Raw genomic sequence first — 20,016 nt, forward strand, 5'->3', positions numbered from 1 at the left:
GGTGTTGGTCAAGGCAGCCTTCCCGCCTTGACCAACACCCTCCGCGCGTAGTCACACACTCGGGCTTCGGAGTGCCCCAACGCAACACTCGCTCAAGCAACCCGAAGCAGTCCGGGCTCAAGGCCGAGGCCCCACCACCTCAACCCCGTCCCGCACCGTAATCGCCATCGCCGGACAAGAATCCGCCGCGTCCAGCACCGTCTCGTCCGGCTCCACACTCTCCGAGACAGCCCGGGCAGTAGCCCCCTCCAGCACAAACCTCTCCGGCAGCAGAGACGCGCACATCCCGCTCCCGATACAAGTCCCCTCGTCGACCTCGACCTTCCAGGTCATCCGTCACCACCCAATCGGCATCGACCGCGGCCCGCGGACCAGCATCTGCGTCTTCCACTCGATATCACCAGCCAGCCGCAGCCCCGGCAACTCCCGGGTCAGCGCCCGCAGCGCCTCCTGCAGCTCCAGCCGCGCGAGCGGAGCGCCAAGACAATGGTGCACCCCGTGCCCGAACCCCAGGTGATGGTTGTCCCCGCGGTCCAGCACGAGCCGGTCCGCGGTACCGAACTGCAACCGGTCCCGATTCGCCGCGCCAATCGCCACCAGCACCGGTTCTCCCTTGCGCACCAGGACATCCCCGACTTCGACGTCCTCAGTCGCATACCGGGCAAACCCCGCACCAGCACCGAGCGGCACGAAACGAAGCAGCTCCTCGACCGCGGTCGGGATCAGTGACGGATCCGCACACAGCCGCTCCCAGTGTTCACGCTGGTCCAACAGCGCGTACACGAAGTTCGGGATCTGACTAGCAGTCGTCTCGTGACCAGCGACCAGAATCCCGACGCACAGATCCACCAGCTCCAGCTCCGTGAGCCGATCCCGGACGTCGCGCGCCTCGATGAGCGCGGTCATCAGGTCGTCCTGCGGCTGGGCGCGGTGCTCGGCGATCAAGCCAGCCATGTACGCGCGCAGCTCCTCGCGGCTGCGTTCCGACTCCTCCGGCGTCAGCCGCGTAGTCGACAACGCCGCGTCGCTCCACTCGCGGAACTGCGGCCGGTCCCCCACCGGGACCCCGAGCAGTTCGCAGATCACCGCGACCGGGATCGGCAGCGCGTACAGATCGACCAGGTCAGCCGGTTGCCCGTGCTCCCGCATCTGGTCGATCAGCTCGTTCGCCAGCCGCGCGACCCGCGGCCGCAGCTCCTCGACCCGCCGCGCGGTGAACGCCTTCGCGACGAGCGTGCGCAGCCGGGTGTGGTCGGGCGGATCCATCGACAGGATGCCGCCCGGACGCCGGTACTCCGACATCCTCGGTTCGTCGCTTTCCTGCGCCAGCGCACGGGAAAACCGCCGGTCCCCGAGCACGAGGCGGGCGTCGGCGTAGCGGGTGGCGAGCCAGGCGGCCTCGCCGTGCGGCATCTGGACGCGAATCATCCCGGCGTTCTCGCGGGCGGCGGTGTAGGCCTCGTTGAGCGCGAGGCCCGCCTCCTCGTTGAACGGGTAGGCGAGCGGTTCGGTGTGCGTGGTGGTCATGCCAACGACTCCCCGGATCCCTTTGTAAGCAGGTGCTTACATGCCTACACCCGGGGTCGGCCGCTCGTCAATCCGCCAGGAGCTTCCGGAAGGCCGCGGGACCCCTGTTGCGTGCCTCCTGCTGTCGCGTTGACCGCACCGCCCGCGAGCCGAGTTGCCGCCGGCGTGCTCGCCGATCGTCCGTCCGCTCTTCCGCCCGGACAGGTCCTTCCCGGCTGGCACTAGGTTCACCATGAGATCGGGCGCAGGTTTCCTGGCACCGTTCTCATGCGGTGTCCTAGCGTCGTGCCATGACGATTCCAGCCGGGCTGAGACGCACGGTCCTCCGGGCGCGGCGGGACACCGGCTTTCTCGCCGCTGGCGTGCTGCCGCACCTGGCGCTGGCCCCCGTGTGGGCGTGGGCGGCGGCGACTGCCGCCAGGACGGGGAACTGGCTCCTCGCGGTTTCCGTGTCGGCCGCCTTGGTCGTGCTCGGCGCCCCGGCGCTGACGGCCGTTCAGCGGGCTCGCTGCCGGGTGCTCATCGGGGTGGACGTCCCCCGGTTCGCCCCCGCCGCGCCGGAACAGCGGACGTGGGCTTCGGCCGCCCGGCGGCTCGCGGCGACGCGGCCTTGGCGCAAGATCGGCTACCACCTCCTGGCGGGCCCGCCGCTCGCGCTGCTGGAATTGCTGGTGCTCGCGGTGGCGGCGGCGGGCCTGGCGGGCGTTTCCGGCTACGCCTGGTCCTGGGCGCTGCCGACCGGAATCCGCCAGGACTGGTTCGGCTACGCGACCGAGCAGCCGGGTTACACCGCGGCGGGGCTCCTCTTCTTGTGCGCCCTCCCCTGGACCGCGCGGGCAGCGGCCCGGGCCGAGGCGCGGCTGGCCTCGGCCCTGCTCGGGCCCAGCCGGGCGCAGCGGCTCCAGGAGCGGGTGGATCAGCTGGCCGTGAGCCGGACCGGCTTGATCGAGGCCGTCGACGCGGAGCGCCGCCGGATCGAGCGCGATCTGCACGACGGAGCCCAGCAGCGGTTAGTGTCCCTCGCGGTCAACCTGGGTCTGGCCATCGCCACCCGCCCGGACCTGCCGAGCGATGCCCGCGAGGTGCTCGCGAAAGCGCACGCCGAGGCGAAAGAAGCGATCGCCGAACTCAATGACCTGGTACGGGGGCTGCACCCGGCCGTGCTCGAAGACCGGGGGCTGGACGCGGCGTTGTCCGGGCTGGCCGCCCGCACGCCCCTGCCGGTGCGGCTGCGGGTCAATCTGGAGGAGAGGGTTTCGCCTGCCGTGGAGTCAGTCGCGTACTTCGTGATCTCCGAGGCGCTGGCCAATGCGACGAAGCACGCCAACGCGATGCGCGCGGAGGTGATAGTCCGTCAGGTCGGCGAGGTGCTGCGAGTGCGCGTTACCGACGACGGGCTGGGCGGCGCCGACGCCGCCGCCGGCACGGGCCTGACCGGGCTGGCCAAGCGAGTCGGCTCCCTCGACGGGGCCTTCCGCGTCAGCAGCCCCGCCGGCGGGCCCACCACCGTCGCCGCGGAGCTGCCGTGCGCGCGGTGATCGCCGAGGATTCGGTGTTGTTGCGGGTCGGCCTGACCAAGGTGCTGGAGACGGCCGGGTTCGAGGTCGCCGCGGAAGCGGGCGACGCGGAGGGGCTGTTGGCGGCGGTGGCGGAGCACCGGCCCGGGCTCGCCTTGATCGACGTCCGGATGCCGCCCGGCTTCACCGACGAGGGGGTGCGGGCGGCGTTGGAGATCCGCCGGCGCTGGCCGGGGACGCCGGTGGTGCTGCTTTCGCAGTACGTGGAGGAGCGGTACGCGGCCGACCTGCTGTCCGCGAACACCAGCGGGGTGGGCTACCTGCTCAAGCAGCGGGTCGCCGATGTCGCCGACTTCGTGGCGGCGGTCCGGCGCGTGGCGGACGGGGGCACGGCCCTGGACCCGCAGGTCGTCGCCCAGTTGCTCCTGCGGCGCGACAGCGACCCGCTCGCGCGGCTGACCCCCCGCGAACGGGAGGTGCTCGGCCTGATGGCCGAGGGCCGCTCCAACGCAGGCATCGCGCAGGCGCTGGTGGTCAGCGAGAGCGCCGTGGCGAAGCACATCAACAACATCTTCGCCAAGCTCGACCTGCCCGTGGCCGACGCGGACCACCGCCGCGTCCTGGCCGTGCTGCGGTTCCTCGGAGCGCCCCGGGCCTGACCTTCCCGGCTGTGAGCACGATCCACGGCCAGGGCGCCAGGCAGTCGCGACAGTCCGGGGACTTCCCGAAGCGGCCCGGACCGCCGGCGCCGGGCACGTCACGAGCCCTTCCGCTCAGCAGCCCGCCGAGGCAAGGCCCGGGTCGCGAGAACCGCGCAGGCCACCGCCAGCGGCAACTCGGCGAAGACCGCCATCAGGACCGCCAGCTTGAAGTCCGGACCCGGGGCAGCCGTCATCGTGTCGAACCAGGCGTCGGCCAGCAGCAGGGCCGAGGTCGCGGCGGAGGTCAGGCAGGCCCGGCGGTCGCCGCGCCGGAGGAGCAGTCCGGTGCAGAGCAGGCCGAGCGCCTCGAAGCTGTCCAGGCCCGTCCATGTCCAGGCCCAGTGCGAGGCTTGAGCGGTGGCCGGCAGTTCGGTGTGCAGGAAGACCAGCCACGGAATCATCGCCAGCCCGAGCACGGCGAGGGCCGTGGCCGCGCGGCGAAGCAGCAGGGGGAACGCCGAAACGGCCGCGGCATTCGGAAGGACCCGCTGGACACCGCTCGCCATGACACCCGACTCCCTCCGGTGCCCGCCTCTCGGGCACGACATCAGCATGTCGTTCGCGAGGCGCCGAGGCAGTAACGCTCTTATCCGGCTTGACGGTGGCAGTGGGTACACCTTCCGCATCCGGCGGCACTGCGAGGGCTGCCGCGTCTCTCCGCGGGGTCGAAGGTCACCGGCTGCCCGTTAGGCCATAACCGGTTCCCGAACGACCCGCCCGCAGTGGCGTTCCCGATAGCGTGGACCGCATGCTGGATTACGGCCTGGATTTGTCCGATGTGCCCCGCGAAGCCGCGTTGCCGGATTTGCTCGCCGAGGGCGACGATCTCGACGCGGTCGTGTCCGCGGAACCCGACTGGTCGAGACCGACCCCGGCCGAGGGCTGGACGATCGGCCACCAGATCGCGCATCTCGCGGCGGCCGACGCGAACGTTCTCCTCGCCATCCGGACCCCGGAGAAGTTCGCCGCGGTCCTCGGCGAAAACGCCGACGCCGTCGCGGCCGAGGGAGCCGCCCGCCCCCGTTCGGAACTGCTGGACCGGTGGCGCGCCGGCCGGGCCGAAGTGGCGGCGGTGCTTGGCGAGATTCCGCTGGACCAGGCGTTTCCGTGGTACGGCTCGCAGGCCACCGCGACGCTCCTGGTGCCGCTTCGGCTGATGGAAACCTGGGCGCACGGACAGGACATCTTCGACACCGTTGGCGTCGAACACCGCCCGACCGACCGGCTCAAGCACCTCGCCGCACTGGGCGTAGCCGGACGCGGTCTCGCGTTCTACGCCGCCGGAAAGCCGCTGCCGACCGAGCCGATCCGGGTCGAGCTGACCGGCCCCGACGGCACCGTCTGGGGTTGGGGTCCGGACGACGCCGCACAACGGATCCGGGGCAGCGCAAGGGATTTCTGCCTCCGCATCACCCAGCGCCGCGCTCTGGACGAAACCGGGCTGGCCGCAATCGGCGAGGACGCGAAGACGTGGCTGGAGAACGCCCGGGTCTTCCTCTAACGACGTTTGGGCCGCAGCAACGCGACGCCCACTGTCAGCGCGCTCGTCGACGCCACGTGGATCGCCAGCGCTTTCCGGTTCGGTGCCCACACCCCGGTCGTCGGCCCGCCGGACCACATCGCCGCCACGAAACCGCCTGCGGCACAAGCCATCGCCCGCCACAGTGCCGGCGAGCGGTCTCGTCCGGCCGCCAAACCGGTGCCCACCGCGCCGAAAGCGCCTGCGGTGATTAATACTTCGCGCGCCATGTGGTACTGCACGTGGCCTTCGCCGTGGCGGACCTCCGGTGCACGGTAGGTCGGGTCGGTGATGTGCGTGACCGTCTGCCACACCGACGGCACCGCGGCAGCCACGCCCGCCACCACGGCCGCCGCGCCAAGGGTTTCCCGCTTCATTGCTCGTCCTTTCCCTTGAGGTGGTGCGAAACCCGCCGCAGCGCGTCGTTCACCACTTCGATGGTTTCCGGGTCGAGAGCCTTCGCGATTTCGCGTTCGATCTCCGTCTTGAGTCCGAACGACGCGAGCGCCCGCCGTTTGCCCTCCTCGGTGAGGGACACAAGCACCGAGCGCCGGTCGCCGGGGTCTTTGTCGCGGCGGACCCAGCCGCGTGCTTCCAGCCGGGTGATCCGGTGCGTGACCGAACCGGAGGTCAGCTCGACCGCGGCCATCACCTGCCCCGGCGTCAGCCGGTGTTCGGGCGCGCGCTTGAGCGCGGCGAGCATTTCCAGCTCCCACAACTCGATCCCGTGCGCGGACAGCTCGCGGCGCATCGCCAGTTCCAGCTGGTGCGCGACCCGCCGCAGCCGGTAGGACAGCGATTTCGCGCCTAGCACGCTTTCGTCGCCACCGCCGCGCCGGACGGCGTCCACCAGGTCGTCGACCGCGTCCCGCGGGGCTGCGTTCACCGGCACGGCCCTTTCTCTCGACATCAAGACAGTGCGAGAATACCTTGACGTCAAGAGAGTTCGCCAGACGAGCATCCACCAAGGGGGAACCATGGAGATCGAGGTCGCGGTGATCGGAGCCGGGCCGGTGGGCATGGCGGCAGCCGCTTTTCTGCACCAGGCCGGCGTCGCGGTCCGCGTTTTCGAAGCAGATCCGGAGCGCGCGGGGCAATCGAGGGCGACGACGATCCACCCGCGCACCCTGGAAATTTTCGATGCGGTCCCGGACGAGCAGGGTTCGCTGGCCGCACGCCTGGTCGCGGCCGGAAAACCGGTGCCCGCCACGCATTTCGCGGCGCTGCCGAACCGGTTGAGCTACGCCGGGCTCGACACCTCGTTCCCTTTCCTGCTCCTGCTGCCGCAGCCGGAGACCGAGCGGCTGCTCGCCGAGCATCTCGCCGAACAGGGCGTCGTGATCGAGCCGGGATGGAAACTCGCCGACCTGACACAGGACGAGCACGGCGTCACCATCGTCTCGGAAACCGGCGACACCCGGCGCGCCGGCTACGTCGTGGGCGCGGACGGCGCACACAGCGCGACCCGGCACGCCCTCGGCCTCGCCTTCCCCGGAACACCCGCGTCCATCATGGGTTTCCTCGCCGACGTCCGCCTGGAACGCCCGCCGGCGCAGCCGCACAATTGGAACTTCGAACGCGGTTCCTACAACGTGTTTCCGATGCCCGGCGGCATTTACCGCATTTTCGGCCACGAACCCGGCGACACTGGCCTCACCCCGGAGGAAGCCGCGCGCCGCCAGGCCCGGATCCCCGGCGAAGCCGAAATCCGGGAGAAACTCAAACGGCTCGCCGACGACGATTTCGGCATCACCGAAGTGCTCTGGGCCTCGCAGGCCGGCGACGCCACGCGGCACGTCGAGCAGTATCGCGCCGGCCGGGTGTTCCTCGCCGGAGACGCCGCGCACGTCCACCTTCCGGCGGGCGGGCAGGGCCTCAACGTCGGCGTCCAGGACGCGGCGAACCTCGCGTGGAAGCTCGCTGCGGAGATCCAGGGCCGCGCGCCCCGGCGGATCATCGACGGCCCGCAGTCCTACGACGCCGAACGTCGCCCGATCGCGGCCAAGCTCGCGGCGAACACTCTCGCCCAGTCCGCGCTCATGGTCACCTTCACTCCGGGCGGGAAAGCGTTGCGGGACTTGATGTCCGACCTCATCGGCCGCGACGGCGACACCGCGGACGAACTGCGCGGCTGGCTGTCCGGGCTGGATGTTTCCTACGCCGAAGACGGCGGCCTCGTCGGCCGTCGCGTGCCCAACCTCCCGCTCGCCGACGGCCGCACCCTCCATCGAGCACTGCGGCCGGACCGTCTCACGCTCGTCGCTTTCGGCGACACAGCCGTCCCGAAGCAAGAGAACGTCGTGCGCTCAACCCGAGATTGGCACGATCTGGCCGCCGTCCTCGTCCGCCCGGACGGTTACGCCGCCGAAGTGTGGACCGAGGGAGAAGAGATCACCATCGGCTGGACGGAGCACTGAATGGGAGCCGATACCGCGCGAGGGCGGTTGGGCATTCTCGCGATCCTGTGCTCCAGCATTCTCGTCGTCGCGATGGACAACACCATCGTCAACGTCGCGCTCCCGGTCATCCGCACCGAACTCGGCGCGTCGATCAATGGTCTGCAATGGACGATCGACGCTTACACGCTCGTGATCGCGTGCTTCCTGATGCTCGGCGGCGCCACCGGAGACCGGTTGGGGCGCAAGCGAACCTTTCAAGCCGGGTTGGTCCTTTTCGGACTCGGCTCGCTGCTGTGCAGCGTGGCCCCGTCGATCGGCTGGCTGGTCGCCGCGCGGATCGTGCAGGCGCTCGGCGGCGCGATGCTGAACCCGGTCGCGATGTCGATCATCACGAACGTTTTCGCCGACCCCGGCGAGCGGGCGCGGGCGATCGGCGTGTGGGGGTCGATCGTCGGGATCTCGCTCGGCGTCGGCCCGGTGCTCGGCGGCGCGCTCACCGAGAGCGTCGGCTGGCGAGCGATTTTCTGGGTCAACGTCCCGGTGGTCCTCGCCGCGCTCGTGCTCACCGCGCGCTACGTGCCGGAATCGCACGCGCCGCGGCCGCGCCGGCCGGATCCGATCGGGCAGGCGCTGGTCGTAGTGCTGCTCGGTTCGGTGGTCACCGCGGCGATCGAGGGCCAGCGGCTCGGCTGGGGTTCGCCGCTGATCGTCAGCCTCGCCGGGCTCGGCGTGCTCGCTCTGCTCGCGCTGGTCCGCTGGGAAATCCGCCGCCGGGAACCGCTGGTCGAACTGCGGTTCTTCCGGAGCGTGCCGTTCTCGTCGGCCACGGTCAGCGCCGTGTGCGGGCTCGCCGCGTTCGGCACGTTCCTCTTCCTTTCGCCGCTGTACCTGCAGGACGTGCGCGGGCTGTCGACGCTGCAATCCGGTCTGATGCTGCTGCCGACCGCCGTGGGCGTGACGATCGCCGCGCCGCTGTCCGGTCGTCTCGTCGCCACTCGCGGGGCGCGGATTCCACTGCTGACCGCTGGGATCTCAATGACCGTCGTTGCCGTCTTGCTGACCACCGCGTCCGCCACCACTCCACTGTGGTTGCTCGCGCTCTCCTACGGCGTGTTCGGCTTGGGCTTCGGGCTGCTGAACCCGCCGATCACCAACGCCGCGGTCAGCGGCATGCCGCGTTCCCAGGCCGGGGTCGCCGCTGCGGTCGCGTCCACTTCCCGGCAGGTCGGACAGGCCCTCGGCGTCGCTGTCGCGGGCACGATCCTCGCCGCCGCGGCCACCCCGCTGACCGGTTACGCCGCCGCCTGGTGGGCCGTCGCGGGCGGCACGACGCTCATCACCGTGCTCGCCGTCCTCGCCACCACCGCGCGGGCGCGCGCAGGGGCCGAACGGGTCGCCCGCCGTTTCGCCGACGAGCCGATCGCCGAACCGGTCTAACCGGGGCAGGGTGAATCGGGCAGAACTGTGGTCCTTCCGTCGCCTATCCGGCTGGACCGCCCCGCGGCGGCGCGGGCGTCTCCAGAGTGGAATATGCCCGCACCGTCGGAGGAAAGGCACCATCCGCATGCCGCACTCGCCCGAGACCCCGGCCCTCCCGACCACTCACACCCCAGCTCTCCCGACCGCCCGCCCAGCGGACTGCCCGTTCGATCCGCCTGCCGAATACGCCGAGCTGCGGGAGACCGCGCCGGTGTCGCGGATCCGCTGCCCGGCCGGGTTCGACACCTGGCTGGTCACCCGCTACGACGACGTCCGCGCCGTGCTCGCCGACCCGGCGCTCAGCTCGCGCGGAGCCTCGTCGGCGCACGTCAAAGCCGATCTGGACCCCTACGCCGAGGTCGACCCGGGTTCGATCATCCAGCTCGACGGCGCGGAGCATTCCCGGCTGCGCAAGATGGTCGTCGCCGAGTTCACCGTCCGGCGGGTGGAGCGGCTGCGCGACTACGTCCGCGAGCAGGTCGGCCGGCACCTCGACGCGATGCTAGCCAAACCCGGCCGCGCCGACCTGGTGCAGGACTTCGCGTTGCCGATCCCGTCGCTGGCGATCTGCGAACTGCTCGGCGTCCCGTACGCCGACCGAAAGCTGTTCCAGCGCCAGAGCAGCCTGCTCGTCAGCACCGACCAGGACGGCGACACCACGCAGCAGGCGTACCACGAACTGGCGGGCTACCTCGGGAAACTGTTCGCCGGCAAACAGCAGGCGCCGCAGGACGACCTGTTCAGCAGGCTCATCGTCCGGGCCGAGGCGTCCGGGGAACCGCTCGATCTGGACGAGCTGATCATGCTCGGCCTCAGCCTCCTGGTCGCCGGCCACGAAACGACCGCCAACATGATCGCGCTCGGTGCTCTCTTGCTGCTGGACCACCCGGACCAGCGTGCGCAGGCCCTCGCCGACCCGCAGCGCGCGGTGGAAGAACTGCTGCGCTACCTGTCGGTCGTGCAGTTCGGGGTGCTGCGGTACGCCACCGAAGAGGTCAAGGTCGGCGGCCAGACGATCGCCGCGGGTGACTGGCTGATCGCCGCGCTGAACTCCGCCAACCGCGACGAGGACCGTTATCCGCACGCCGACCGGCTGGACTTCACCCGCGAATCGCCGCGTACCCACGTCGCCTTCGGATTCGGCGCGCACCAGTGCATCGGCCAGCAGCTCGCGCGGGTGGAAATGCAGGAAGCGCTGACCGAGTTGTTCCGCCGTGTGCCGGACCTGCGGCTGGCCGTGCCCAAGGAATCGCTGGTGTATAAGCACAACACGCTCGTCTACGGCCCCGAGGAGCTGCCGGTCGCCTGGTCTGCGTAGTTCGTCCGGCCGAGCCGCGTCCAGTCGGGTTAACCTCGTCGCGCACACCAGCGCACACCAGGGGGACCGAATGGACGCGGACCAGCCTTCGCGCAAACGCGACGCGACGGCGACGAAAGCCGCGCTGCTGGACGCCGCGGCCGAGCTGTTCGCCGATCGCGGCTTCGACCGCACCACGGTGCGCGACATCGCGAACCGCGCGGGCGTCAACCAGGCACTGCTGTTCCGGTACTTCGGCAGCAAGGACGCGTTGTTCGAACACGTGATGGCGCGCGGCGGCTTGGCCCAGGTCGAGACGACCCCGCCGGAACAGCTGTTCTCCGCGGCGCTGCGGAGCCTCCTCGAACGCGGCGATTCGGCGTCCCGCTCCATCGAGACCTATCTGCGGTCCTCGGGCACCGATCGCGCCGACGAGGCTCTGCGCGCACAGCTCGACGCCGAGTACACCCGCGCGCTGTCCGGGCTCACCGACGAACCGGACGCCGAACTGCGCGCCGACCTCGCGATGGCCTGGCTGCTCGGCATCGGGCTGGTCCGCTCGATCACCCGCAAGGAACCGCTCGCCACCGCGCCCGCCGACGAGATCGAACGGCTCATCGGACCGGCCGTGCGCACCCTGCTCGAACGCAGCCGGTAATTCGCTACTCAGTGCCGAGCGACGTGGCTACCGTCGGCGCATGTTCCCGCCCGCTGCCACCGTGGCCGAGTTCGAGCAGCTGACCCGCGAAGGCCTGCTGCCCGCGGTCCGAGATCTCCTCTGGACGCTCGGCGAGCCCGGCGAACCCGTGCCCTTCGCCGACGGTTCGCTGCCGGTGTACGCCGTCGGCGACCAGCTCGTCCTGAAGCTCTATCCGCCGGTGTATCTCAGCGAACTGACCACCGAACGCACCATGCTGGAGGTCCTGCACGGCAAGCTCCCCGTTCCGACCCCGGGCGTCGTGCACGCCGGAACGCGCGACGGCTGGGGGTACGTCGTGATGGAACGGCTTGCCGGGCGCACGCTCAAGCAGATCTGGCCGGAACTGTCCACAGCGGACAAGCTCGCCCTCGCCCCGAAGATCGGCGAGACACTGTCCGCACTGCACTCCGTGCGCGACCCGGCGCTGTCCGTGCTCGCTCCAGCGGACTGGACCGCGTTCCTTGCCGGGCAGCGCGAAAAGCTGGTCGACCACCATCGCAAGACGGCGTTGGACGAACACTGGCTCGCCCAGCTGCCGGAGTTCGTCGACGCGGTCGAGCTGGGAACGCCGGAAACCGTCCCGTTGCACACCGAAGTCATGCGCGACCATCTGATGGCCGTGCGCGACGGGGAGAAGTGGCGCTTGACCGGCCTGTTCGATTTCGAACCGGCGATGCGCGGCGCGCCGGAATACGAGTTCGCCGCGGTGGGCTTGTTCGTTTCCGGCGGCGACCCGGCCTTTTTGCGGCGGCTTCTGCTCGCTTACGGTTACCGCGGCGGCGACCTCGGCCGGGACTTCTCCCGCCGGTGCCTCGCCTACACGCTTCTGCACGTGTACAGCAATTTCCGCTGGTATCTTAGCGTCCTCCCGGCACCCCCGGAACCGACTTTCGGCTCCCTCGCCGACACGTGGTGGGGCACCTGAGGGGTACCCCGGAATCACCCCGCGACATACCCCCGTAAAAAGGAGTGAAATACGCGACAATCCGGCAATCGCGACGGACACTGGAACTGTTCCCGGGTATGCCAGTACCGGGACAGAAGGAGGAACCGCCGTGACTGCCGAGTTGAACCATCGGGAGCGGGCAACCCTGCGTGCCGTCGCCGAGGGGCACGCGGAGATCAGCTGCAGCTGCGAACCGGACCTGTTCGTCGACGGGCTGAGCTGCTGCGACCAGGGCACGGTCCGCGATCTCGTCCGCAAGGGGCTGATCGAGCCCGCCGAGAACGGGGCGTGCGGCGCGCGGGTGCGCGCGGTGCTCACCGAAGCCGGTGCGCGCGCGTTGCACGGAAAGCCGGTCGCCGCTTGATCTTCCGCGCCTGAGCACGCCCGAGACAAGGCGCCGCTACCCGCGCACCCACTCCTCGCCCAGCTCGGCCGCGACCGCCTCGCCGCCGGTGAGGTCGGCCAGCCAGCCGCTGAATCGTTCTTCCTCGCCGGGAGCCAGCCCGACCTCGAAGTGCGCCGCCGCCTCGAACCGCGTCTCGCGCAGCACGTACGGCGAGGCGCGGAGATCGTTTTCGAAGCGGCCGGCGCGGGCGTAGTCCATCGTTACGTCGAACAGCCGCAGCCGCCGGTACTCCACCAGGCCGACCGCGTCGAGCGCGTCCGACACCGCCTGCCCGTACGCCCGGATCAACCCGCCCGCGCCGAGCAGCACGCCGCCGAAATGCCGTGACACCACCGCGACCGTGTCGGTGACTTCCCGGCGGCGCAACACCTCCAGCATCGGCACCCCGGCCGTTCCGGCGGGCTCGCCGTCGTCGCTCGAACGCTGGGTGCGCCCGTCCGGGCCGAGGACGAACGCGTGACAGTGGTGCCGGGCCGCGGGTTCGGCGCGGCGGCGGCCGGAAATGATCTCCCGGGCGGCCGCTTCGTCCGCGACCGGGGCGAGCGCGCACAGGAACCGTGAACGCCGTATTTCAATCTCGTGCATCCCGGCCACTGCCACGGACAGATAACGATCAGTCATCGGCGCTCACCCTCATGACCACCAGTCAACCAGCGGCGAGAGCGGGGTTGACAGCGGGAGGGCAGGCAGGTTTACGCAGGTCAGCACCATTGCTGACCGCCTGTCGGGAGAGACGGCCCGACATATGGGAGTACCCCGGAAGGCGTCAACGTATGCGTGGCCTTTCCCACGAGAGCGCGATGACGTATGTCGATCACAGCGAATTCACACTATCGTCATAAGACCCGGCGAACCCGGGAGTCACCACCACGCGCCCCGGAAGGCCCCCACCACCCAGGCCGACCGACCCCGGCGCGTGTGCCTGTACAGCGACGTGCAGAACCTTTTTCCGCCGCCCATCGCCGTGCGGTGACAAACCATCCGGCACCCGGCCCGGTCCTCGACCGGCCGCGGTCAGCCACGCATCGCGACGCAGTGCCGCGCCTCGCGAGTGCGAAGGCACCGGATGGTTTCCCTTCTCGACTGACCATCGCGGTTTCGGACCACTTCGTTAACCGGTTCAGTGATGAACCCCCTCCGGAGCGAAAGAAACCGCGCCAACGCCTTGGGAGGCGGCCAGCCGTGACCCACCGTTCGAGCACCCCGGCCACTGACGGCCTCTACGACCCCGCTTACGAGCACGATGCCTGCGGGGTGGCGTTCGTCGCGGACCTGACCGGTCGCCGAGACCATCAGATCGTGGCGAAAGCCCTTGTCGCGCTGAAGAACCTGGAACATCGCGGGGCACGCGGGGCAGAACCGGACACCGGGGACGGCGCGGGCCTGCTCATCCAGGTGCCCGACGCTTTCTACCGCGAGGTCGCCGGGTTCGAACTGCCGCCCGAAGGCAGTTACGCCGTCGGCACCGCGTTCCTGCCGCAGGACGCCAAACGCCGCGGCCGCGCCATGACCACCATCGAGCGGATCGCCGCCGAGGAGGACATGCGCGTGGTGGGCTGGCGCGAATTGCCGGTCGACACCGCGCACTGCGGCCCGACCGCGGCGCAGACCATGCCGCACTTCACCCAGCTGTTCCTGGCCGGGCGCAAGAACAATCTCGACGGCCTCGCGCTCGAGCGCGCCGCCTTCTGCGTGCGCAAGCGCGCTGAACACGAACTGGTCGAGGACGACGTGTACTTCCCGTCGCTGTCCTCGCGCACGATCGTCTACAAGGGAATGCTGACCGAGCCGCAGGTCGAGAAGTTCTTCCTCGACCTCGCCGACGAGCGCGTGACGAGCGCCATCGGCCTGGTGCACTCCCGCTTCTCCACCAACACTTTCCCGTCGTGGCCGCTCGCGCACCCGTACCGCTACGTGGCGCACAACGGCGAGATCAACACGCTCAAGGGCAACCGCAACTGGATGGACGCCCGCGAGGCGCTGCTGGAGACCGACCTGATCCCGGGCGACCTCAAGCGGATCTACCCGGTCATCACCCGCGGCGCGAGCGATTCGGCGTCCTTCGACGAGGTGCTGGAGCTGCTGCACCTCGGCGGGCGGTCGCTGCCGCATTCGGTGCTGATGATGATCCCGGAGGCCTGGGAGAACCATCAGGAAATGGACCCCGCGCGCCGGGCGTTCTACGAATTCCACTCCACGCTCATGGAGCCGTGGGACGGCCCGGCGCTGGTGGCGTTCACCGACGGCGCGCAGATCGGCGCGGTGCTGGACCGCAACGGCCTGCGGCCGGGCCGCTACTGGGTCACCGACGACGGGCTCGTGGTGCTCGCCAGCGAGGTCGGCGTGCTGGAGCTGGACCAGGCGAAGATCGTCCGCAAGGGACGGCTGGAGCCGGGCCGGATGTTCCTCGTGGACACCGTCGCCGGGCGGATCGTCGAGGACGAGGAGATCAAGGGCGAGCTGGCTTCCCAGCACCCGTACGACGAATGGGTCGACGCCGGGCTGCTCCGCCTGGAGGACCTGCCCGAGCGCGACCGCGAGGTCCCGCTGCACGCCGCGCTCGTGCGGCGCCAGCAGGCGTTCGGATACACCGAGGAAGAGCTGGAAACCATCCTCGAGCCGATGGCCCGCACCGGCGCGGAGCCGATCGGGTCGATGGGCAACGATTCCCCGCTCGCATCCCTTTCGTCGGGTTCGCGCCCGTTGTTCGACTACTTCATCCAGCTGTTCGCCCAGGTGACCAACCCGCCGCTGGACGCGATCCGCGAGGAGCTGGTGACAGCGCTGGGCACGCAGATCGGCGCGGAGCCGAACCTGCTGACCGCGGACGCGTCGTCCTGCCGCCGGATCGTGCTGCCGTTCCCGGTGCTGGACAACGACCAGCTCGCGAAGCTGGTGCACGTCAACGACGACGGCGACCTGCCGGAATTCCAGGCGGTCACCGTCATGGGCCGGTACAAGGTCAACGGCGGCGGCGACGCGCTGGTGCAGCGGCTCGACGAGATCCGCGCCGAGGTGTCCGAGGCGATCGAGGACGGCGCGCGGCTGATCGTGCTGTCCGACCGCGGGGTCGACGCCGACCACGCGCCGATCCCTTCGCTGCTGCTCACCGGAGCGGTGCACCACCACCTGGTGCGGGAGAAGACGCGCACCCAGGTCGGCCTCATCGTCGAAGCCGGCGACGCGCGCGAGGTGCACCACATCGCGCTGCTGGTCGGTTACGGCGTGGCCGCGGTGAACCCGTATCTGGCGATGGCGACCGTCGAGGAGATGGCGCACCGGGGCCTCATCCCGGGCGTGACTCCCAAGCAGGCCACCACGAACCTGATCAAGGCGCTCGGCAAGGGTGTCCGCAAGACCATGTCCAAGATGGGCGTGTCCACTGTGGCCTCTTACACCGGCGCGCAGATCTTCGAGGCGGTCGGTCTCGGCGCCGAAGTGATCGACACCTGTTTCACCGGAACCACTTCCCGCCTCGGCGGCGTCGGCTTCGACACCCTCGCCGAGGAGGTTTCGCAGCGGCACGTGCGGGCCTTCCCGGTCGACGGTGTCCGGGCGAGCCACCGCGAGCTGGAAACCGGCGCGGACTACCAGTGGCGGCGCGAAGGCGAACCGCACCTGTTCAACCCGCAGACGGTGTTCAAGCTGCAGCACTCCACCCGGTCGGGGAAGTACGAGGTCTTCAAGGAGTACACGAAGGCGGTCAACGACCAGGCCGAGAAGCTGCTGACGCTGCGCGGGCTGTTCGACTTCAAGTACGGCGACCGCACGCCGGTGCCGATCGAGGAGGTCGAACCGGTTTCGGAGATCGTGAAGCGGTTCGCCACCGGAGCCATCTCCTACGGCTCGATCTCGATGGAAATGCACCAGACGCTGGCGATCGCGATGAACCGCCTGGGCGGCAAGTCGAACACCGGCGAGGGCGGCGAGGACCCGGAGCGGCTGTACGACCCGGAACGGCGCAGCGCGGTCAAGCAGGTCGCTTCGGGCCGTTTCGGGGTCACGAGCGAGTATCTGGTGAACGCCGACGACATCCAGATCAAGATGGCCCAGGGCGCGAAGCCCGGCGAGGGCGGCCAGCTGCCCGGCGGCAAGGTGTACCCGTGGATCGCGAAGACGCGGCACTCCACGCCGGGCGTCGGGCTGATTTCCCCGCCGCCGCACCACGACATCTACTCCATTGAGGACTTGGCGCAGCTGATCCACGACCTCAAGAACGCCAACCCGGACGCGCGCATCCACGTGAAGCTCGTGTCCGAGGTGGGCGTCGGCACGGTCGCCGCGGGCGTGTCCAAGGCGCACGCGGACGTCGTGCTGATCTCCGGCCACGACGGCGGCACCGGCGCGTCGCCGCTGTCCTCGATCAAGCACGCGGGCGGACCGTGGGAGCTGGGCCTGGCCGAAACGCAGCAGACGCTGCTGGCCAACCGGCTGCGCGACCGGATCGTGGTGCAGACCGACGGCCAGCTCAAGACCGGCCGCGACGTCATGATCGCGATGCTCCTCGGCGCCGAGGAGTTCGGTTTCGCGACCGCGCCGCTGGTGGTGTCGGGCTGCATCATGATGCGCGTGTGCCACCTGGACACCTGTCCCGTCGGCGTCGCGACGCAGAACCCGAAGCTGCGCGAGAAGTTCAGCGGCAAGGCGGAGTACGTGGTGAACTTCTTCGAGTTCATCGCCCAGGAGGTCCGGGAATACCTGGCAGAGCTGGGTTTCCGGTCGGTCGAGGAGGCCGTCGGCCACGCCGAGCTGCTCGACAAGCGCAAGGCGGTGGACCACTGGAAGGCCGCCGGGCTCGACCTGTCGCCGATCTTCCACGTGCCCGAGCTGCCGCCGCGCGCGGTGCGGCACCAGACCGTCAAGCAGGACCACGGGCTGGACAAGGCGCTCGACAACACGCTGATCCAGCTCGCCGAGGGCGCGCTGGCGGCGGGCGACAAGGTGCGGCTGGAACTGCCGGTGCGCAACGTGAACCGCACCGTCGGCACCATGCTCGGCTCGGAGCTGACGAAGAAGTGGGGCGGCGAAGGGCTTCCCGACGACACCATCGACGTCACCTTCACCGGCACCGCGGGCCAGTCGTTCGGCGCGTTCGTGCCGAAGGGCATCACGCTGCGGCTGTATGGCGACGGCAACGACTACGTCGGCAAGGGCCTGTCCGGCGGGCGGATCATCGTGCGGCCGCCGAAGGAAGCGCCGATCGTCGCGGAGAACCACATCATCGCGGGCAACGTGATCGCCTACGGGGCCACGAGCGGAGAGATCTTCATCCGCGGCCAGGTCGGCGAGCGGTTCTGCGTGCGCAACTCCGGCGCGCTCGCGGTCGTCGAGGGCGTGGGCGACCACGGCGGCGAGTACATGACCGGCGGCCGGATGGTCGTACTGGGCCGGATCGGCCGCAACTTCGCGGCGGGCATGTCCGGCGGCGTCGCGTACGTGCTCGACCTGCCGGCGCACCGGGTCAACCCGGAGATGGTCGACATCGACCCGCTGGACACCGCGGACGTGGACTTCCTCCGCGAAACGATCGAAAAGCACTACAACGAAACCGAATCCGCCGTCGCGCGGGCCTTGCTGGCGGACTGGGACAGTGCGGTCGACCGGTTCGGCAAGGTCATGCCGAAGGACTACAAGCGCGTTCTCGCCGCCCAGGTCGCGGCTGAGCGGGACGGCCGGGACGTGAACGAGGCGATCATGGAGGCCGCACATGGCTGACCCCAAGGGCTTTCTGACCACCACGCGCGAGGAACCGAAGCGGCGTCCGGTGGACCTGCGGCTGCTGGACTGGCGAGAGGTCTACGAGGACTTCGCGTCGACGAAGCTGGAGAAGCAGGCCGGGCGCTGCATGGACTGCGGGATCCCGTTCTGCCACCAGGGCTGTCCGCTCGGGAACCTGATCCCGGAGTGGAACACACTGGTGTGGCGGGAGGACTGGCAGCAGGCCGCGGAACGGCTGCACGCCACGAACAACTTCCCGGAGTTCACCGGAACGCTGTGCCCGGCGCCGTGCGAAACCGCGTGCGTGCTCGGCATCAACGACGATCCGGTGTCGATCAAGCGGGTCGAGATCTCGATCATCGACCGGGCTTTCGAGGAAGGCTGGGTCACGCCGCAGGTCCCGGTCGCCAAGACGGGCAAGAAGGTCGCCGTCGTCGGGTCCGGCCCGTCCGGGCTCGCCGCGGCGCAGCAGCTGACCCGCGCCGGCCACACCGTCGTGGTCTACGAGCGCGCGGACAAGATCGGCGGCCTGCTGCGGTACGGCATTCCCGAGTTCAAAATGGAGAAGTTCCGCCTCGACCGCAGGCTCGACCAGATGCGGGCCGAGGGCACGGAATTCCGGACGTCGGTGAACGTCGGCGTGGACGTCACCGTCGAGCAGCTGAAGTCCGAGCACGACGCGGTGGTGCTGGCGGGCGGTGCGACGGTCTGGCGCGATCTGCCGATCGAGGGCCGTTCGGCCGAGGGCATCTACCAGGCGATGGAGTTCCTGCCGCCGGCCAACCGGGTCGCTTCCGGCGAGCTCGAGGAGTCGCCGTACTCGGCCAAGGGCCTCGACGTCGTGGTCATCGGCGGCGGCGACACCGGCGCGGACTGCGTCGGCACCTCGCACCGGCAGGGCGCGAAGTCGGTGACGCAGCTGGAGATCATGCCGAAGCCGCCGGAGTCGCGTTCGGAGGCGCACCCGTGGCCGACGTACCCGATGATCTACCGGGTCTCCTCCGCGCACGAGGAGGGCGGCGAGCGGCTGTACTCGGTCAACACGCAGGAGTTCCTGGCCGACGAGAACGGCCGGGTGCGCGCGCTGAAGCTGGTGGAGGTGCGCAACGAGGGCGGCAAGTTCGTGCCGGTCGAGGGCACCGAAACCGAACTGCCCGCGCAGCTGGTGCTGCTGGCGATGGGCTTCCTCGGCCCGCAGCGCGAGGGCCTGCTGACCGACCTGGGCGTGGAACTGGACCAGCGCGGCAACGTCGTGCGGGACAAGAACTTCCAGACCACTGTGGACAACGTGTTCGTGGCGGGCGACATGGGCCGCGGGCAGTCCTTGATCGTGTGGGCGATCGCGGAGGGCCGCTCGTGCGCGGCCGGCGTGGACGCCTTCCTGACCGGCCGGGGCGTGCTCCCGGCTCCGATCGCGCCGACGGACCGGCCGATCTCCTGAGGACTCGGAGCGGGCGCGTCAAAGCCGCCGCGCCCGCTCCGTTCAAGTTCGGGGCTCGCGCGTCACCGTCGCCACGCTGCGCCCCGTTTGCCGGGCGGGTGCGACAACGGCGTCGCACCCGCCTTTCTTATCGCGCGTCCGGCCTGTTCGCTGTCCCTTTCGGGGCGCGTTGGGCGAATGAGGACACTCGGTGAGAATTTTTCGTTGCGGCACAATGGATTTTACTGGCTATTCCCTGCTGGTGCTCTACGACTGCTTCGCGCTGAGGAACTCGCCGCCCTGGCCGCAGGCGCCAGCGCGGACGGCCACCACCTCTACTGCACGATCTCGCTGTAGCCACCTTTTCTCCCGATCCGGTGACCCAGC

The 20,016-nt window shown here is 69.9% G+C and carries 17 protein-coding genes; 11 read left to right on the top strand and 6 right to left on the bottom strand.

The annotated features are described in order from the left end of the window. Nucleotides 1–117: 117 nt before the first annotated feature. On the bottom strand, nt 118–333 hold the full coding sequence (locus ACWGIC_RS32405) for a ferredoxin (RefSeq protein ID WP_452079701.1): 216 nt from the start codon (nt 331–333) through the stop codon (nt 118–120). A gap of 3 nt (nt 334–336) precedes the next feature. Then, complete coding sequence (locus tag ACWGIC_RS32410) at nt 337–1,527, bottom strand: cytochrome P450 (RefSeq protein ID WP_452079702.1); 1,191 nt, start codon at nt 1,525–1,527, stop codon at nt 337–339. A 290-nt stretch (nt 1,528–1,817) separates the two neighbouring features. Between ACWGIC_RS32410 and ACWGIC_RS32415 the strand changes: the two genes are divergently transcribed. Together ACWGIC_RS32415 and ACWGIC_RS32420 are read left to right on the top strand one after the other, a co-directional pair. After that, on the top strand, nt 1,818–3,065 hold the full coding sequence (locus ACWGIC_RS32415; RefSeq protein ID WP_452079703.1) for a histidine kinase: 1,248 nt from the start codon (nt 1,818–1,820) through the stop codon (nt 3,063–3,065). Then, nucleotides 3,053–3,703, top strand: coding sequence for a response regulator (locus ACWGIC_RS32420; protein WP_452079704.1), 651 nt, complete (start codon nt 3,053–3,055; stop codon nt 3,701–3,703). Before ACWGIC_RS32415 ends, ACWGIC_RS32420 begins: the two co-directional genes overlap by 13 nt. Before the next feature lie 98 nt (nt 3,704–3,801). Here the strand turns inward: ACWGIC_RS32420 and ACWGIC_RS32425 are convergent, their stop codons facing one another. Then, on the bottom strand, nt 3,802–4,251 hold the full coding sequence (locus ACWGIC_RS32425) for a hypothetical protein (protein WP_452079705.1): 450 nt from the start codon (nt 4,249–4,251) through the stop codon (nt 3,802–3,804). A gap of 242 nt (nt 4,252–4,493) precedes the next feature. Here ACWGIC_RS32425 and ACWGIC_RS32430 point away from each other — a divergent pair, with 242 nt between their 5' ends. Beyond that, on the top strand, nt 4,494–5,246 hold the full coding sequence (locus ACWGIC_RS32430; RefSeq protein WP_452079706.1) for a maleylpyruvate isomerase family mycothiol-dependent enzyme: 753 nt from the start codon (nt 4,494–4,496) through the stop codon (nt 5,244–5,246). Here the strand turns inward: ACWGIC_RS32430 and ACWGIC_RS32435 are convergent. Beyond that, nucleotides 5,243–5,641 (bottom strand): hypothetical protein, encoded by a 399-nt coding sequence (locus ACWGIC_RS32435; protein ID WP_452079707.1) that lies wholly within the window; start codon nt 5,639–5,641, stop codon nt 5,243–5,245. The two genes, ACWGIC_RS32430 and ACWGIC_RS32435, sit on opposite strands and share 4 nt — an antisense overlap. After that, on the bottom strand, nt 5,638–6,150 hold the full coding sequence (locus tag ACWGIC_RS32440; protein WP_452079708.1) for a MarR family winged helix-turn-helix transcriptional regulator: 513 nt from the start codon (nt 6,148–6,150) through the stop codon (nt 5,638–5,640). Before ACWGIC_RS32440 ends, ACWGIC_RS32435 begins: the two co-directional genes overlap by 4 nt. Nucleotides 6,151–6,241: 91 nt before the next feature. Between ACWGIC_RS32440 and ACWGIC_RS32445 the strand changes: the two genes are divergently transcribed. The 6 genes from ACWGIC_RS32445 to ACWGIC_RS32470 all read left to right on the top strand — a co-directional run bounded on the left by ACWGIC_RS32445 (nt 6,242) and on the right by ACWGIC_RS32470 (nt 12,449). After that, a complete protein-coding gene (locus ACWGIC_RS32445) occupies nt 6,242–7,681 on the top strand; it encodes an FAD-dependent monooxygenase (protein ID WP_452079709.1) in 1,440 nt (479 codons plus the stop codon). Continuing rightward, a complete protein-coding gene (locus ACWGIC_RS32450; protein WP_452079710.1) occupies nt 7,682–9,100 on the top strand; it encodes an MFS transporter in 1,419 nt (472 codons plus the stop codon). 127 nt (nt 9,101–9,227) lie between these two features. Continuing rightward, a complete protein-coding gene (locus tag ACWGIC_RS32455) occupies nt 9,228–10,460 on the top strand; it encodes a cytochrome P450 (protein WP_452079711.1) in 1,233 nt (410 codons plus the stop codon). Nucleotides 10,461–10,530: 70 nt separating this feature from the next. Next, entirely contained in the window at nt 10,531–11,097 is a 567-nt protein-coding gene (locus ACWGIC_RS32460; RefSeq protein ID WP_452079712.1) for a TetR family transcriptional regulator, read from the top strand. 40 nt (nt 11,098–11,137) lie between these two features. Beyond that, the gene (locus ACWGIC_RS32465; protein ID WP_452079713.1) at nt 11,138–12,064 is read left to right on the top strand and encodes a phosphotransferase family protein; all 927 of its coding nucleotides are present in this window, start codon (nt 11,138–11,140) and stop codon (nt 12,062–12,064) included. 130 nt (nt 12,065–12,194) lie between these two features. Beyond that, on the top strand, nt 12,195–12,449 hold the full coding sequence (locus ACWGIC_RS32470; RefSeq protein WP_452079714.1) for a hypothetical protein: 255 nt from the start codon (nt 12,195–12,197) through the stop codon (nt 12,447–12,449). A 36-nt stretch (nt 12,450–12,485) separates the two neighbouring features. Here ACWGIC_RS32470 and ACWGIC_RS32475 read toward each other — a convergent pair whose 3' ends face one another. Further along, entirely contained in the window at nt 12,486–13,112 is a 627-nt protein-coding gene (locus ACWGIC_RS32475; RefSeq protein ID WP_452079715.1) for a YigZ family protein, read from the bottom strand. A 561-nt stretch (nt 13,113–13,673) separates the two neighbouring features. Between ACWGIC_RS32475 and gltB the strand changes: the two genes are divergently transcribed. Continuing rightward, entirely contained in the window at nt 13,674–18,206 is a 4,533-nt protein-coding gene (gene gltB, locus ACWGIC_RS32480; protein WP_452079716.1) for a glutamate synthase large subunit, read from the top strand. Beyond that, nucleotides 18,199–19,650, top strand: coding sequence for a glutamate synthase subunit beta (locus tag ACWGIC_RS32485; RefSeq protein WP_452079717.1), 1,452 nt, complete (start codon nt 18,199–18,201; stop codon nt 19,648–19,650). Before gltB ends, ACWGIC_RS32485 begins: the two co-directional genes overlap by 8 nt. The last annotated feature ends 366 nt before the right edge of the window (nt 19,651–20,016 follow it).

It is taken from the genome of Amycolatopsis sp. NPDC054798 (genome assembly GCF_053611505.1).